We start from the raw sequence: 16,381 nt of genomic DNA on the forward strand, positions 1-16,381 counted from the left end.
CCACACCGGGCGTGCCTCAGCACTTGCGGCCCACCGTGGCGCTGGTCACGGCTGGCGTCGAGATGGACGTGCTGGGCATGGACTACGCGGCGTTTTCCAGCGTGCAGCGCGAAGCAGTGGTGCATGCGCATCCACGGGGCGAGGGATTCAAGGAGTGCATCATCTGCGCATTTGCCGACGGTTTGCGCCATCGTCCGCAGACCACGTTCGGTAATGTGAAGACTGACGTATTGGTAGATCAGGAGCCGGGGTTCAAGCCGATGAATTTCGTCGAGGTCATTCGCAAATCCCCTTGGGTGACCTAACCAAAAATCAAAAGATCGCAGCCTGCGGCAGCTCCTACAGGGAACCGTATTCCTCTGTAGGAGCTGCCGCAGGCTGCGATCTTTTGCTGTTAAGCCGCTTCCGGTGCCTGTGCGCGACGCACGTCCGGTTGCTTCCACGAATCGGCTGCCGCTTCTTCGATCGCTTGCTGGATCGCACGCTTGCGGCTTTCTTCGGCACGGCGGCTGAAGAACCAGACCATGAAGGTCACGATCGACACCGCCAGCAGGATCAGGCTGGCCACGGCGTTGATCTCGGGCTTCACGCCCAGACGCACCGCCGAGAACACTTCCATCGGCAGGGTCGTGGAACCCGGACCCGACACGAAGCTCGCCAGCACCAGGTCATCGAGGGACAGCGCGAAGGACATCATGCCGCCCGCTGCCAGCGATGGGGCGATCATCGGGATGGTGATCAGGAAGAACACCTTCCACGGTTTCGCGCCCAGGTCCATGGCCGCCTCTTCGATGGACAGGTCCAGCTCGCGCAAACGCGCCGAGACCACCACCGCCACATAGGCCGCACAGAACGTGGTGTGGGCGATCCAGATGGTGACGATGCCGCGTTCCTGCGGCCAACCGATCATCTGCGCCATGGCCACGAACAGCAGCAACAGCGACAGACCGGTGATCACCTCAGGCATCACCAGTGGCGCAGTCACCAGGCCACCGAACAGGGTACGGCCCTTGAAACGGGTGATGCGCGTCAGGACAAACGCTGCCAATGTACCCAGTGCCACCGCCGCCACCGCCGTGTAGCAGGCGATTTCCAGCGAACGCACCACCGAGCCCATCAGCTGGGTGTTGTCGAGCAGGCCGACGTACCACTTGATCGACCAGCCGCCCCACACCGTTACCAGTTTGGAGGCGTTGAACGAGTAGATCACCAGGATCAGCATCGGCAGGTAGATAAACAACAGACCCAGTACCAGCATCAGGCTGGAGAAACGGAAGCGCTTCATTCTTTACCCTCCATTTCCTTGGCCTGACTGCGGTTGAACAGAATGATCGGCACAATCAGGATCGCCAACATCACCACCGCCAGGGCAGACGCCACCGGCCAGTCACGGTTGTTGAAGAACTCCTGCCAGAGTACTTTACCGATCATCAGGGTTTCCGGACCGCCCAGCAGTTCCGGGATCACGAACTCGCCCACCACCGGGATGAACACCAGCATGCAGCCTGCGATGATGCCGTTTTTCGACAGCGGCACGGTGATTTTCCAGAAGCTGTTGAAGGTGCTCGACCCCAGGTCCGACGCGGCTTCCAGCAGGCTCTGGTCGTGCTTCACCAGGTTGGCGTACAGCGGCAGGATCATGAACGGCAGGTAGGAATAGACCACGCCGATGTAGACCGCCAGGTTGGTGTTGAGGATCTGCAGCGGTTCGTCGATCCAGCCCATGCTCATCAGGAAACCGTTGAGCAGGCCGTTGTTGCTGAGGATGCCCATCCACGCATAAACGCGGATCAGGATCGCGGTCCAGGTCGGCATCATGATCAGCAGCACCAGCACCGTCTGCATTTCCTTGCGGGCAACGGAGATGCCGTAGGCCATCGGGTAGCCGATCAGCAGGCAGAGGATGGTGCTGAAAAGCGCCATCTTCAACGAGCCGAGGTAAGCGGCGATGTACAGCTCGTCACCGGCCAGCATCGCGTAGTTGCCCAGGTTAAGCAGCAACTGCAGCTTCTGCTCGGCGTAGCTGTAGATTTCGGTGTACGGCGGAATGGCCACGTCCGCTTCGGCGAAGCTGATCTTCAGGACGATGAAAAACGGCAGCATGAAGAACAGGAACAGCCAGATGAATGGAATGCCGATGACCATCTGACGGCCACCGGGAATTATTCGATCGAGACGACGTTTGAATTTGCGCATGTTCATGAGCGAAGTACCACGCCGCTGTCGTCTTCCCAGTACACGTAGACCTGATCACCCCAGGTCGGACGCTGCCCGCGACGTTCGGCGTTGGCCACGAACGACTGCACCAGCTTGCCACTTGGCAGTTCGACGTAGAACACCGAATGGCCGCCGAGGTAGGCGATGTCGTGCACCTTGCCGCTGGACCAGTTGTACTGGCAGGTCGGCATGTCGGCGGTGACCAGCAGTTTTTCCGGACGTATCGCGTAGGTAACCGACTTGTCCTGCACCGAAGTGCTGATTCCGTGGCCGACGTAGATCTGACGATCCAGGTCTTGGCAGGTAATGATCGCGTGGCCTTCGGCGTCGTCGATCACTTCGCCTTCGAAGATGTTCACGTTACCGATGAATTCGCAGACCAGGCGACTGGTCGGGGTTTCGTAGATGTCGATCGGGCTGCCGATCTGGGCGATCCAGCCCAGGTGCATGATCGCGATGCGCTCGGCCATGGTCATGGCCTCTTCCTGGTCGTGGGTCACCATGACGCAGGTTACGCCGACGCGCTCGATGATCTCCACCAGCTCCAGCTGCATTTGCGAACGCAGCTTCTTGTCCAGTGCGCCCATCGGTTCGTCGAGCAGCAAAAGCTTCGGACGCTTGGCCAGGGAGCGGGCCAGGGCCACACGCTGACGCTGGCCGCCGGACAACTGATGCGGCTTGCGCTTGGCGTACTGACTCATCTGTACCAGCTTGAGCATGTCGGCCACGCGGGCATCGACTTCAGCGTTCGGCAGCTTGTCCTGCTTGAGGCCGAAGGCGATGTTCTGCGCCACGGTCATGTGCGGGAACAAGGCGTAGGACTGGAACATCATGTTGATCGGCCGCTCGTAGGGCGGCATGTCAGTGATGTCTTCGCCATCGAGGAAAATGCGCCCCTCCGTGGGCCGTTCGAAACCTGCGAGCATGCGCAGCAACGTGGACTTGCCCGATCCCGAACCGCCGAGCAGGGCGAAAATTTCGCCTTTCTTGATTTCCAGGGACACATCGTCCACGGCAATCGTCTCGTCGAACTTCTTCGTGACCCGGTCGATTTTGACCAGCACCTGTTTAGGTAACTGGTCGCCCTCGAGGGCTTTCTTATAGGCGCCGGAGGCAACTGCCATTTACGAAACTCCCAGAAAAAAAGAGTGCAGTTCGCTCAAGGTGAGCCAACCTGGATAGTTTGAGCCTTGAAACTATTTACCCGACTTGACCTTGGTCCAGCTGCGGGTCATCAAACGTTGAATATTCGGCGGTAGCTCGATGGACACGTAGGTCTTGTCGAGCACCTCTTGCGGTGGATAAACCGCTTCGTCGGTGCGAATGGACTGTTCCATCAGTTTGTCCGACTTAGGGTTTGGGTTGGCATAGCCGACGTAATCACTGACCTGGGCAATCACCTCAGGCTTGAGCAAATAGTTGATGAAGGCGTGGGCCTGCTTGACGTTGGCCGAGTCCTTCGGAATCGCCAGCATGTCGAACCAGAGCGCGCCGCCCTCTTTCGGAATCGAGTAGGCGATGTTCACGCCTTTCTTGGCTTCTTCGGCCCGGTGCTTAGCCTGGAAGATGTCGCCGGAGAAACCGATCGCCACGCAGATGTCGCCGTTGGCCAGATCCGCGATGTATTTCGAAGAGTGGAAGTAGGTCACGTAAGGCCGCACCGCGAGCAACTTGGCTTCGGCCTTTTTGTAGTCCTCAGGGTTGGTGCTGTTGGCATTCAGGCCCATGTAGTTGAGCACTGTCGGCATCATTTCATCGGCGGAATCGAGGAACGCGACGCCACAGCTGTGCAGTTTCTTGATGTTTTCCGGCTCGAACAACACCCCCCAGGAGTCGATCTTGTCGACGCCCAGCACAGCCTTGACCTTGTCGACGTTGTAACCGATGCCGTTGGTGCCCCACAGGTACGGCACGGCGTACAGATTGCCCGGATCGTTCTGTTCCAGACGCTTGAGCAGCACCGGATCGAGGTTCGAGTAGTTCGGCAACTGCGACTTGTCGAGCTTCTGGAATGCCCCGGCCTTGATCTGTTTGCCGAGGAAGTGGTTCGACGGCACGACCACGTCATAACCGGTACGCCCGGCCAGCAACTTGCCTTCCAGGGTTTCGTTGGAATCGAAGACGTCATAAACCGGCTTGATACCGGTCTCTTTCTGGAAGTCGGCCAGGGTGGTCTCACCGATGTAGTCCGACCAGTTATAAATATGCACGGTGCCGGCGGCCTGGACACTGACAGCAATCGTCAGCCCGGCGCCGACCAGCATGGCTTTGCGCAAGAAAGAAAAAACAGGCAAGTGGAGGTCCTCTGAAATTAGTTGGGCCCAAGTTGCCCCGCGTTACATGACAACCGTGGTTGCCCGGCAACAAAACCGGCGCGCAACTTACCCTCGAAAAACCGTCCCAGCAAAACTTTTGTCATTTAATTCAACCTGTTGCCGCCACCGAGCAGGTGGCGACAACAGGCCGTTGCATCAAACCGGCTTATTTACCGGATTTGATCTTGGTCCAGCTGCGGGTCATTTCACGCTGGGTCGCCGCTGGCAGGTCGGCGATGGCATACAACTTGGCCTGCACATCGGCTGGCGGGTAGATGCCTGGATCGCTGGTGATGTCTTTTTCTACCAGAGCGGTTGCAGCGGCGTTACCGTTCGGGAAGCGTACGGCGTTGGTGATAGCGGCCATGACTTCAGGCTTCTGCAGGAAGGTCATGAACTTGTAGGCGCCCTGAACGTTCTCGGCATCCTTGGGAATCGCGACCATGTCGAAGAAGCTGCCAGCGCCTTCTTTCGGAATGGCGTAGCTTACTTTGACCTTGTCACCCGCCTCTGCGGCACGGGACTTGGCCTGCTGAACGTCACCCGAGTAGCCAACCGCTACGCAGATGTTGCCATTGGCCAGGTCCGAGATGTACTTGGACGAGTGGAAGTAGGTGATCGAAGGACGAATCTTGAGGAATAGTTCCTCGGCTTTCTTGATGTCTTCTTTCTTCTGGCTGTCGGTTGGCAGGCCCAGGTAGTGCAGCGCGACCGGGAGCATTTCGGTCGGCGAATCGAGGAAACTCACACCGCACCCCTTGAGCTTGGCAATGTTTTCCGGTTTGAGCAGCACGTCCCAGGAGTCGATGGTATCGACGCCCAACGCAGCCTTGACCTTCTCCGGGTTGTAACCGATGCCGATCGAGCCCCACATGTACGGGAAGGCGTGCTTGTTGCCAGGGTCACTGACCGAAACGGCCTTGAGCAGATCCTGGTTCAGGTTTTTCCAGTTAGGCAGCTTGGACTGGTCCAGCTCCTGATATACGCCGGCCTTGATCTGCTTGGCCAGGAAGTTGTTCGATGGCACGACCACGTCGTAGCCGGACTTGCCCGCCAGCAGTTTGGCTTCCAGGGTCTCGTTGCTGTCGAATACGTCGTAAACGACCTTGATCCCCGACTCTTTCTCGAAGTTCGCGATGGTGTCCGGAGCGATGTAGTCAGACCAGTTGTAGACGTGCAACACCTTGTCGTCCGCCTGAACCGCACCCGCCATCATGCCCGCGACGGACAGGGCGAGAAGTGTCTTGCCAGCAAGCTTTTTACCTAATGCCTTCATGCGTCATGCTCCAAATTTTTCTTTTTTGAACCACTTTGTTCAGCGACCGAACCCTGACAACTGGAACTGCGGCTAGTCTGGCAAGATCCGAGGCGGTCTTTCAAGAAAAGACCGGCCTTTGTGACAGCTTTGAGCGAGAGCGCCGCAGCTCCCTCGCTCTGAGCCTAGCACCTAGCCCTGCAATGCACTCAGGGTCAGGTCAAGGCACTTGCGAGCCTTGGTCACCAGCTCATCGATTTCCGCCGGCGTGATCACCAGTGGCGGAGCGATGATCATGGTGTCGCCGACTGCGCGCATGATCAGGCCATTGTCGAAGCAGAACTGACGGCAGATCATGCCGACGCCCTTGCCCTCGTAACGCTTGCGAGTGGCCTTGTCCTGGACCAGTTCGATGGCCCCCAACAGCCCGACCCCACGAACTTCACCCACCAGCGGGTGATCGTTCAGTTCCCGCAGACGCTTTTGCAAATACGGTGCCGTTTCTGCCTTCACACGCTCGACAATTTTTTCGTCGCGCAGGATACGGATGTTTTCCAGCCCCACAGCCGCCGCCACCGGGTGCCCGGAGTAGGTGAAACCGTGGTTGAAGTCGCCGCCCTCGTTGAGCACGTCCACCACTTCATCGCGCACGATCAGGCCACCCATCGGGATGTAGCCCGAGGTCAGGCCTTTGGCGATGGTCATCATGTCTGGCTTGAGGCCGTAGAAATCGGAACCGAACCACTCGCCGGTACGGCCGAAACCGCAAATCACTTCGTCAGCCACGAACAGGATGTCGTACTTGGCGAGGATTTCCTTGATGCGCGGCCAGTAGGTGTCTGGCGGAATGATCACGCCGCCGGCGCCCTGGATCGGCTCGGCAATAAAGGCACCGACGTTGTCGACGCCGACTTCCAGAATCTTTTCTTCCAGCTGGTTGGCCGCCCATACACCGAACTCTTCCGGAGTCATGTCGCCGCCTTCGGCGAACCAGTACGGCTGGGCAATGTGAACGATGCCCGGGATCGGCAAGTCGCCCTGCTCGTGCATGTACGTCATGCCGCCCAGGCTTGCGCCGGCCACAGTAGAACCGTGGTAACCGTTCTTGCGGCTGATGATGACTTTCTTTTTCGGCTGGCCCTTGATCGCCCAGTAGTGACGAACCATACGCAGCATGGTGTCGTTGCCTTCGGAACCGGAACCAGTGAAGAACACGTGGTTCATGCCTTGCGGCGCGATGTCGGCGATAGCCTTGGCCAGCTCCAGTACCGGTGGATGCGCGGTCTGGAAGAACAGGTTGTAGTAAGGCAGCTCGCGCATCTGTTTGCTGGCAGCATCGGCCAGTTCATCGCGACCATAACCAATCGCGACACACCACAGGCCGGCCATACCGTCGAGAATCTTGTTGCCTTCGCTGTCCCAGAGGTAAACGCCCTTGGCGTTGGTAATGATCCGCGGGCCTTTCTCTTTCAGCTGCTTGAAGTCGCTGAACGGAGCCAGGTGGTGATCATTGCTCAAGGTTTGCCATTCACGGGTTTGYGGATTGTTGCTGGTCATACGAATCTCCTAAAAAAATCAGGTGAAAGCGCCGCCAGGTAGCGGCGGCGCCCGACGTATCAGACGGCAAAGAGCAGGAATTCCCTTTCCCACGAACTGATCACGCGCTTGAAGTTTTCATGCTCGGCCCGCTTGACCGCGACGTAGCCAGTGATGAAATTTTTGCCCAGGTAACGCTCGACGATCGCGCTGTTTTCCATGCGTTCCAGCGCGTCTTCGATGGTCAGCGGCAGGCGCAGGTTGCGGCGTTCATAGCCACGTCCCACCACCGGCGCACTCGGGTTCAGGCCTTCGACCATGCCGATGTAACCGCAGAGCAGGCTCGCGGCAATCGCCAGGTACGGGTTGGCATCGGCGCCTGGCAGGCGGTTTTCCACCCGACGATTTTGTGGCCCCGCATCCGGCACCCGCAGGCCCACCGTGCGGTTTTCTTCGCCCCACTCCACGTTCACCGGCGCCGAGGTGTCCGGCAGGAAGCGGCGGAACGAGTTGACGTTGGGAGCGAACAGCGGCAACAGCTCGGGAATGAGCTTCTGCAAGCCACCGATGTGGTGCAGGAACAGCTGGCTCATGGTCCCGTCTTCATTGGAGAAGATGTTCTTGCCGGTCTCGATGTCGATGATGCTCTGGTGCAAGTGCATGGCACTGCCCGGCTCGCCGGTCATCGGCTTGGCCATGAAGGTCGCGGCGACGTTGTGCTTGAGCGCGGCCTCGCGCATGGTGCGCTTGAACACCAGGATCTGGTCGGCCAGGGACAGGGCATCGCCGTGACGGAAGTTGATTTCCATCTGCGCCGTGCCGTCCTCGTGGATCAGCGTATCGAGGTCAAGGTCCTGCAGTTCACACCAGTCGTAGACGTCTTCGAACAGCGGATCGAACTCGTTCGCCGCTTCAATGGAGAACGACTGACGACCGGTTTCCGGGCGACCGGAGCGACCGACCGGCGGCTGCAACGGGTAGTCCGGGTCGTCACTGCGCTTGGTCAGGTAGAACTCCATTTCCGGCGCCACAATCGGCTGCCAGCCTTTGTCGGTATAGAGTTTCAGGACTTTCTTGAGCACGTTGCGCGGCGACAGCTCGATCGGGTTGCCTTGCTTGTCGTAGGTATCGTGGATGACGATGGCGGTCGGCTCGATGGCCCATGGCACCAGGTACACCGCACTCTGGTCGGGACGGCAGATCATGTCGATGTCGGCCGGGTCGAGCAGTTCGTAATAGATGTCGTCTTCGACGTAATCGCCGGTCACGGTCTGCAACAGCACGCTCTCTGGCAGGCGCATGCCCTTTTCGGCGATGAATTTGTTGGTCGGCGAAATCTTGCCCCGGGTAATCCCGGTCAAGTCGGCGATCATGCATTCGACTTCTGTGATCTTGTGGTTTTTCAACCAATCGGTGAGCTGGTCGAGGTTGTTACTCATAAATGCCTCTAGGCTTGAGTTGTCTGACCCTTTTAAGGTCAGGCGTTGTTTGACGCATCGGCGTCGCGTTGTAGAGCGTTTGCGCGGCAGATTATCGTGCTTGCCAACACGGCTGCAGAGGCCGGGCGTGCTGAATCGCGAGCGGAGCCCTGAACGATGGTCAGGCCGCTATTGTGAATCGGTTCTATATTGAATGGAGTAACCGTAATGGGGGTGCCATCGCGACCGTCCAGAATAACGGACGGGGACGGTTGAACCGTCACGGATGGGAGGATCACCGGTACCGCTGAGGCCACGGAACGGACGGGCGTGTCATCACTGATGTGACAAACATGCCGACCGACCTGTCTTGAGCAGTCGGTGACGCCGATTATCGGCAGGCGAGACATGAAGCACCCCGGTATTATTGCTGTTATGGGTTTGATTCGAGCTTAGCCTTGTTCATTTTTTTACACAACACCCCCGTAAAAAATACAACACGGCCCGCTCAAGCCTGCGGGCGCCACAGGGGCCAAGGGCATAAAAACGCCAAAAAGCGCCTCAAAAAAGCCCCACGAGCGCTTTTTTAGGGCAAAAAAGGCCTCGCTTGACTTCGGCATGCCATTCGGGTTGACTGGAATCCGAAAAGATCAATGATTGATATTTTTAACAACAAAGGTGTTGCATCATGTCGGTACCCCCGCGTGCCGTTCAGCTTAACGAAGCGAACGCGTTCCTTAAGGAACATCCTGAGGTTCTGTACGTTGACCTTCTGATTGCGGATATGAATGGTGTGGTGCGCGGCAAGCGCATCGAACGCACCAGCCTCCACAAGGTTTACGAGAAAGGCATCAACCTGCCGGCCTCTCTATTTGCTCTGGATATCAATGGCTCGACGGTGGAAAGCACCGGCCTGGGCCTGGACATCGGTGATGCTGACCGAATCTGCTATCCAATCCCCGATACCCTATGCAACGAGCCATGGCAGAAGCGCCCGACCGCGCAACTGTTAATGACCATGCACGAACTCGAAGGCGAGCCATTTTTCGCCGACCCGCGTGAAGTGCTGGCCAATGTGGTACGCAAGTTCGACGAAATGGGCCTGACCATCTGCGCCGCGTTCGAACTGGAGTTCTACCTGATCGACCAGGAGAACGTGAACGGTCGTCCGCAACCACCTCGCTCGCCGGTTTCCGGCAAACGTCCGCACTCGACTCAGGTCTACCTGATCGACGACCTCGACGAATACGTCGACTGCCTCCAGGACATTCTGGAAGGTGCAAAAGAGCAAGGGATTCCGGCCGACGCCATCGTCAAGGAAAGTGCCCCGGCGCAGTTCGAAGTGAACCTGCACCACGTGGCTGACCCGATCAAGGCCTGCGACTACGCGGTCCTGCTCAAGCGACTGATCAAGAACATCGCCTACGACCATGAAATGGACACCACCTTCATGGCCAAGCCTTACCCGGGCCAGGCGGGTAATGGTCTGCACGTCCACATCTCGATTCTCGACAAAGACGGCAAGAATATTTTTGCCAGTGAGGATCCCGAGCAGAACGCCGCACTGCGTCACGCGATCGGCGGTGTGCTCGAGACCCTACCGGCGCAGATGGCGTTCCTCTGCCCGAACGTCAACTCGTACCGTCGTTTCGGCGCACAGTTCTACGTGCCGAACTCGCCGTGCTGGGGCCTGGATAACCGCACTGTGGCGATTCGAGTACCGACCGGTTCCGCCGATGCCGTGCGCATCGAACACCGCGTGGCCGGCGCCGATGCCAACCCTTACCTGCTGATGGCTTCGGTCCTGGCGGGCGTGCACCACGGCCTGGTCAACAAGATCGAGCCTGGCGCTCCGGTCGAAGGCAACAGCTACGAGCAGAACGAGCAGAGCCTGCCGAACAACCTGCGTGATGCACTGCGCGAGCTGGACGATAGCGAAGTCATGGCCAAGTACATCGATCCGAAATACATCGATATCTTCGTGGCCTGTAAAGAGAGCGAGCTGGAGGAGTTCGAACACTCCATCTCCGACCTCGAGTACAACTGGTACCTGCATACCGTTTAATCGGTTGCAGTAGCGAAGAAACGCCGCCGGCCTCATAGCCTGCGGCGTTTTTTTATGGCCGCCTTCGGCGGATCGCGAAGGCGGCCGAGAAGACAACACACAACCCGACTCGTACAATRCCCGCTGCCCCGCAGGAGACTCCAATGACACGCGTAGCCACCCCCCGCAAACCCCGCGCACGCAGCCAGACCCGGATCGATTCGATACTCGATGCGGCCCGTACGCTGCTGGCTGCCGAGGGCGTGGCCAGCCTGTCGATCTATAGTGTCGCCGAGCGCGCGGAGATTCCGCCCTCCTCGGTCTACCACTTCTTCGCCAGCGTGCCTGCCCTGCTCGAAGCCCTGACCGCCGATGTCCACGCCGCCTTCCGCGCCTGCCTGCAAGCCCCTATCGATCATCCTGCCTTGAACGGCTGGCGCGATCTGTCGCGACTGGTGGAACAACGCATGCTCGACATCTACGCAGAGGACGCTGCCGCCCGCCAACTCATTCTGGCCCAGCATGGCCTGACCGAAGTCACCCAGGCCGACCGCCAGCACGACATCGAACTGGGCGACCTGATGCACAAACTCTTCGATCATCACTTCGAGCTGCCGAAGCTTCCCGACGATGTCGATGTGTTTGCCCTGGCCATGGAGCTGGGTGACCGGGTGTATGCGCGCTCAGTGCAACAGCACGGACAGATCACGCCGCGCATGGCCGAGGAAGGAATGCGGGTGTTTGATGCTTACCTGGGGTTGTACCTGCCGCCTTACCTGCCCAAGCGCACCCTCGGCGACTGATGCACTAAATCACTTCGCAATCGTAAAGTGCCAGGCGTCGAATCACTGTTCCTGGTCGCAACAACCCGCCTGGTGCGACGACCGCGTTGGCACCGAGCCGCGATCCGTCGCCCAGCAGCGCGCCAAACTTGTCGCAACCGGTCGGCACCAGCACATCATCGACCCGCACGTTCACAGCTTTGTCAGCACGCTCGTTGCGATAGTTGGCAACGATGCTGCCCGCTTCCAGATTGACTCCGGCACCCAATACCGAATCACCGACAAAATTGAAGTGCGCCAGTTTGCTGCCGCCGAACACGAAGGAAGACTTGAGCTCGGCGCCGGGGCCGATGATGCAATGCTCATCCAGCCAACAACCACCACGCAGATAAGCACCGGCGGCGATAAAACAGCCAGCGCCAATGATCAGCGGCGCCTTGAGAATGGCGCCCTCTTCGACCTGCGCCGTGCGGTGGACGGCAATATCATCCAATACCTGGTAATCATCATCCGGCAACTGCTTGAGTAGCTCGCGCACACGCTCGGGGGCATTGCTCACCAGCTCCCAGGGCGTCAGGTCGGCCCATCGGGCAAGCTTCGAGAGGGCCACACCATGAATGTAATCCGAAATCCTGACTGTCATCTTTGATCTCCTTGTCGCCAATCCTTGCTGCGAAAAAAATCCACACCGGACTCTACCACCGCCAGCAAGGCCAACAAAAACCCCGAAGGGCTAAAACCGTCCGGGGTTGTTGTTTACGCATACGGCTTACAACTTGGCGATCGACACCTCGGTGGATTTCACAAACGCAATCACTTCACTGCCGACCGCCAGTTCCAGCTCTTTCACCGAGCGTGTGGTGATCACCGAAGTGACGATGCCGGACGCGGTTTGCACGTCGATTTCCGAGAGCACGTCGCCGAGGACGATTTCCTTGATGGAGCCTTTGAACTGGTTGCGAACGTTGATGGCCTTGATCGTCATGATGTTGATTCCTGTCGTTGGGTAAGACTTGAGTTATTGAGCCCAGCGCAATTGCGTGGGCAAGGGTGAAACAGGTTCCGGTTCCGGCGGCTGGCCGGGCAGCGCCAGCACGCGATTGAGGACTTCGGTTTCCAGCACCGCCAGCCGATGGGATCCACGGACCCGGGGGCGCGGCAGTTCCACGTGCAAGTCGAGGCCGACTTCGCCGTCTTCGATCAGGATCACCCGATCGGCAATCGCCACGGCTTCACTGACGTCATGGGTCACCAGCAACACCGTGAAGCCATGCTGTTGCCAGAGCCGTTCGATCAGTTGCTGCATTTCAATTCGGGTCAGGGCATCCAGYGCACCCAAGGGTTCGTCGAGCAACAGCAGGCGCGGCTGATGAATCAACGCACGGGCCAAAGCCACGCGTTGCTTCTGTCCACCGGACAGCGCTGCAGGCCACTCGTGGGCGCGATCGGCCAGGCCCACCGCTTCCAAAGCTTCAAGCGCCTGCGGCCGCCAGTTGCCCTTGAGGCCCAGACCGACGTTGTCGATGATCTTTTTCCAAGGCAGCAAACGCGCCTCCTGGAACATCAACCGCGTGTCTTCCCGTGCCTCACTCAAGGGCGCAGCACCGGCGAGCAACTCACCGCCCGTGGGTTGATCGAGGCCAGCGAGCAAGCGCAGCAAGGTACTTTTACCGCAACCACTGCGGCCCACTACAGCGACAAACTGGCCCGCCGGAATGTGCAGGTCGATCTCGCGCAGCACCTGTCGCGAGCCAAAGGTTTTTTGCAGCTTGCGCACCGCCAGCGGAATCCCGCGCAGCAGGCGTGGAGGTTGTTCCGCGATCATGCTGCACCTCCCTTGGCAGCCTGATACGCCGGGTGCCAGCGCAGCCACACACGCTCAAGTCCACGGGCCGCGAGGTCGGCCAGTTTGCCGAGCACCGCGTACAACAGAATCGCCAGCACCACCACGTCAGTCTGCAAAAACTCCCGGGCATTCATGGCCAGATAGCCGATGCCGGAACTCGCGGAAATGGTTTCCGCCACGATCAACGTCAGCCACATAAAACCCAGGGCAAAGCGCACGCCGACCAGAATCGAAGGCAGCGCCCCCGGCAGAATCACCTGCCAGAACAGACCGAAACCGGACAAGCCATAACTGCGCGACATCTCCACCAGCGCCGGGTCGACGTTGCGGATGCCGTGATAGGTATTGAGGTAAATCGGGAACAACGTGCCCAGCGCCACCAGGAAAATCTTCGCCGACTCGTCGATACCGAACCAAAGAATCACCAGCGGAATCAGCGCCAGGTGCGGCACATTGCGGATCATCTGCACCGAACTGTCGAGCAGACGCTCGCCCCACTTCGACAGGCCGGTGATAAAGCCCAGGGTCAAACCGATGCCGCCGCCAATGGTGAAACCCAGCGCGGCACGCCAGCCGCTGATGGCCAAGTGTGTCCAGATTTCGCCGCTGCGCACCAGGTTCACGCCGGCTTCGATCACGGCGATCGGTGCCGGCAGGATCCGTGTCGACAACCAGCCCGCCGACACACTCAACTGCCACACCGCCAGCAGCAACACCGGCAATGCCCAGGGCGCCAGGCTGTGGATGATTTTCTTCATGACCGCGCCTCAGCTCTGGGACGCGGCTTTGGGCAGAATGTCGTTGGCGACCATCTCGCCGAACGGGCTGACGTAGCCGGCACTTTTCGGCAGCTCGGGACGTTCGATATCGAGGTGTGGGAACAGCAGTTCGGCCACCCGGTACGACTCTTCCAGGTGTGGATAACCGGAGAAGATGAAGGTATCGATGCCGAGGTCCGCGTACTCCTTCACGCGGGCGGCCACGGTTGGACCATCGCCCACCAGCGCCGTACCGGCACCGCCGCGCACCAGGCCGACGCCGGCCCACAGGTTCGGGCTGACTTCCAGGTTGTCGCGGCTGCCGCCATGCAACGCGGCCATGCGTTGCTGACCGACCGAATCGAAACGCGCCAGCGAGGCCTGGGCACGAGCGATGGTCTCGTCGTCGAGATGGGAGATCAGCCGATCCGCGGCGTTCCATGCATCTTCATTGGTTTCGCGAACGATGACATGTAAACGAATGCCGAAGCGCACGGTGCGGCCAAGCTTGGCGGCTTTGGCGCGGACCTGTTGGATTTTTTCCGCCACAGCGGCCGGTGGCTCACCCCAGGTCAGGACCATTTCCACCTGTTCGGCGGCCAGGTCTTGCGCGGCATCCGAAGAGCCGCCGAAGTACAGTGGCGGACGCGGTTGCTGGATCGGTGGATAGAGCAATTTCGCGCCTTTCACGCTGATGTGCTGACCATCGTAATCGACGGTTTCGCCTTCCAGCACCCGACGCCATATACGGGTGAACTCCACCGAGGCCTGGTAGCGTTCTTCGTGGCTGAGGAACAGACCGTCGCCCGCCAACTCTTCCGGATCACCGCCCGTCACCAGGTTGAACAGCGCACGACCACCAGACAGCCGATCCAGGGTCGCGGCCTGACGCGCCGCCACCGTCGGGGAAATGATCCCGGGGCGCAGGGCGACAAGGAACTTCAAGCGCTGGGTCACCGGAATCAGCGACGCCGCCACCAGCCACGAGTCTTCGCAGGAACGACCGGTAGGGATCAGTACCCCGCCAAACCCCAGGCGATCCGCTGCCTGTGCGACTTGTTGCAGGTAACCATGATCGACGGCACGTGCGCCTTCAGCGGTGCCAAGGTAATGGCCGTCGCCGTGGGTAGGCAGGAACCAGAAAATATTGAGGCTCATGGAGTGGTCTCCTTGGGGAATCGATTTATTGGGCTTTGGCAACGGCAGCCGGCGGCGTCCAGATCACGTCTTTGATGCTCAACTGCTTGGGAATCAGCTTGAGCTGGTAGAAGCTGTCGGCGATTTTCTGCTGTGCGGCGACCACTTCCGGGGTGAGGAACAGCGCGCCATAGCCCTGGCGTTTCACCGAGGTCAGGGTGATGTCGGCAGGCAGGCCGAGCAGCGGTGAAACCTGTTGGGTCACCTCTTGCGGGTTAGCCTTGGACCACTCGCCAACCGCGCGCACTTCTTCCACCAGGGTCTTGATTACCTCGGGATTCTTCTGCGCATAAGGCTTGGTCGCCAGGTAGAACTGATGGTTGTCGACGATGCCCTGGCCATCGCGCAGGGTGCGCGCTTGCAGCTGTTGTTCGGCGGCAGCCTGGTACGGGTCCCAGATCACCCAGGCGTCGACGCTGCCACGCTCGAACGCGGCGCGGGCATCGGCCGGTGGCAGGAATACGGTCTGGATGTCGGTGTATTTGAGGCCGGCGTCTTCCAGTGCACGCACCAGCAGGTAGTGCACATTGGAGCCCTTGTTGAGCACGACTTTCTTGCCCTTGAGATCCGCCACCGACTTGATCGCCGAGTCCTTCGGCACCAGGATCGCTTCGCTGTGCGGCGCTGGCGGCTCATAGGCGACATAGAGCAAATCGGCGCCGGCCGCTTGAGCGAACACGGGCGGAGTCTCACCGGTAACACCGAAGTCGATGGAGCCGACGTTCAGGCCTTCAAGCAGTTGCGGGCCACCGGGGAATTCAGTCCATTGCACGTCCACGCCTTGGGCGGCGAGACGCTTTTCCAGGGTGCCTTTGGCTTTGAGTAGCACCAGGGTGCCGTACTTTTGATAGCCGATTCGTAAGGTCTCGGCCTGAGCTTGAGTAATGGCGCCGAAGGTGACAGCCGCAGCAAACAGAGCGACCAGACCACGACGCAAAATGACAGGGCGCATGGCGCTCTCCTTTTTGCAGTTGGGTTTTGGCTGCACCTGCTTGCCCGTTGGCGGGCGAGTA

General features: G+C 59.5%; 15 protein-coding genes and 1 pseudogene. 3 read left to right on the top strand and 13 right to left on the bottom strand.

Annotated elements, in window-relative coordinates; translation table 11 throughout:
* A pseudogene (locus tag AC1DVH_RS06335) lies at window positions 1–305 on the top strand (phosphohydrolase); the annotation flags it as partial.
* A gap of 89 nt (window positions 306–394) precedes the next feature.
* On the opposite strand, the gene AC1DVH_RS06340 reads toward AC1DVH_RS06335, so the two are convergent.
* From AC1DVH_RS06340 to AC1DVH_RS06370, 7 genes are all read right to left on the bottom strand, one after another.
* Entirely contained in the window at window positions 395–1,285 is an 891-nt protein-coding gene (locus AC1DVH_RS06340; RefSeq protein ID WP_008015386.1) for an ABC transporter permease subunit, read from the bottom strand.
* Window positions 1,282–2,163, bottom strand: coding sequence for an ABC transporter permease subunit (locus AC1DVH_RS06345; protein WP_477753094.1), 882 nt, complete (start codon window positions 2,161–2,163; stop codon window positions 1,282–1,284). The genes AC1DVH_RS06340 and AC1DVH_RS06345 overlap by 4 nt, the downstream gene beginning before the upstream one ends.
* 35 nt (window positions 2,164–2,198) lie before the next feature.
* Entirely contained in the window at window positions 2,199–3,341 is a 1,143-nt protein-coding gene (locus tag AC1DVH_RS06350; protein WP_477753067.1) for an ABC transporter ATP-binding protein, read from the bottom strand.
* Between the two features lie 72 nt (window positions 3,342–3,413).
* Window positions 3,414–4,511: a polyamine ABC transporter substrate-binding protein gene (locus tag AC1DVH_RS06355; protein WP_477753068.1), complete on the bottom strand. Its 1,098-nt coding sequence runs from the start codon at window positions 4,509–4,511 to the stop codon at window positions 3,414–3,416.
* Between the two features lie 187 nt (window positions 4,512–4,698).
* Window positions 4,699–5,808, bottom strand: a complete 1,110-nt coding sequence (locus tag AC1DVH_RS06360) for a polyamine ABC transporter substrate-binding protein (RefSeq protein WP_442096317.1) — start codon at window positions 5,806–5,808, stop codon at window positions 4,699–4,701.
* A 171-nt stretch (window positions 5,809–5,979) separates the two neighbouring features.
* Window positions 5,980–7,344 carry an aspartate aminotransferase family protein gene (locus tag AC1DVH_RS06365; protein WP_477753069.1) on the bottom strand — a complete coding sequence of 455 codons (1,365 nt, stop codon included), beginning with the start codon at window positions 7,342–7,344 and terminating at the stop codon, window positions 5,980–5,982.
* Window positions 7,345–7,403: 59 nt separating this feature from the next.
* Window positions 7,404–8,762, bottom strand: coding sequence for a glutamine synthetase family protein (locus AC1DVH_RS06370; protein WP_477753070.1), 1,359 nt, complete (start codon window positions 8,760–8,762; stop codon window positions 7,404–7,406).
* Window positions 8,763–9,429: 667 nt separating this feature from the next.
* On the opposite strand from AC1DVH_RS06370, the gene AC1DVH_RS06375 reads away from it, so the two are divergent.
* Both AC1DVH_RS06375 and AC1DVH_RS06380 read left to right on the top strand, forming a co-directional pair.
* Window positions 9,430–10,806 (top strand): glutamine synthetase family protein, encoded by a 1,377-nt coding sequence (locus AC1DVH_RS06375; protein ID WP_015097275.1) that lies wholly within the window; start codon window positions 9,430–9,432, stop codon window positions 10,804–10,806.
* A gap of 143 nt (window positions 10,807–10,949) precedes the next feature.
* On the top strand, window positions 10,950–11,588 hold the full coding sequence (locus AC1DVH_RS06380) for a TetR/AcrR family transcriptional regulator (protein WP_477753071.1): 639 nt from the start codon (window positions 10,950–10,952) through the stop codon (window positions 11,586–11,588).
* Window positions 11,589–11,592: 4 nt separating this feature from the next.
* Here AC1DVH_RS06380 and AC1DVH_RS06385 read toward each other — a convergent pair whose 3' ends face one another.
* From AC1DVH_RS06385 to AC1DVH_RS06410, 6 genes are all read right to left on the bottom strand, one after another.
* Complete coding sequence (locus tag AC1DVH_RS06385) at window positions 11,593–12,210, bottom strand: LbetaH domain-containing protein (RefSeq protein ID WP_477753072.1); 618 nt, start codon at window positions 12,208–12,210, stop codon at window positions 11,593–11,595.
* Between the two features lie 126 nt (window positions 12,211–12,336).
* Window positions 12,337–12,552 (bottom strand): TOBE domain-containing protein, encoded by a 216-nt coding sequence (locus AC1DVH_RS06390; protein ID WP_007967989.1) that lies wholly within the window; start codon window positions 12,550–12,552, stop codon window positions 12,337–12,339.
* A gap of 33 nt (window positions 12,553–12,585) precedes the next feature.
* The gene (gene ssuB / locus AC1DVH_RS06395) at window positions 12,586–13,392 is read right to left on the bottom strand and encodes an aliphatic sulfonates ABC transporter ATP-binding protein (RefSeq protein WP_477753073.1); all 807 of its coding nucleotides are present in this window, start codon (window positions 13,390–13,392) and stop codon (window positions 12,586–12,588) included.
* Window positions 13,389–14,171, bottom strand: coding sequence for an aliphatic sulfonate ABC transporter permease SsuC (ssuC, locus tag AC1DVH_RS06400; protein WP_477753074.1), 783 nt, complete (start codon window positions 14,169–14,171; stop codon window positions 13,389–13,391). Before ssuC ends, ssuB begins: the two co-directional genes overlap by 4 nt.
* Before the next feature lie 9 nt (window positions 14,172–14,180).
* A complete protein-coding gene (ssuD, locus tag AC1DVH_RS06405) occupies window positions 14,181–15,329 on the bottom strand; it encodes an FMNH2-dependent alkanesulfonate monooxygenase (protein ID WP_477753075.1) in 1,149 nt (382 codons plus the stop codon).
* 25 nt (window positions 15,330–15,354) lie between these two features.
* Window positions 15,355–16,320, bottom strand: a complete 966-nt coding sequence (locus tag AC1DVH_RS06410) for a sulfonate ABC transporter substrate-binding protein (protein ID WP_477753076.1) — start codon at window positions 16,318–16,320, stop codon at window positions 15,355–15,357.
* Window positions 16,321–16,381: the final 61 nt, after the last annotated feature.

The organism is Pseudomonas sp. P4_C3, from assembly GCF_056402075.1.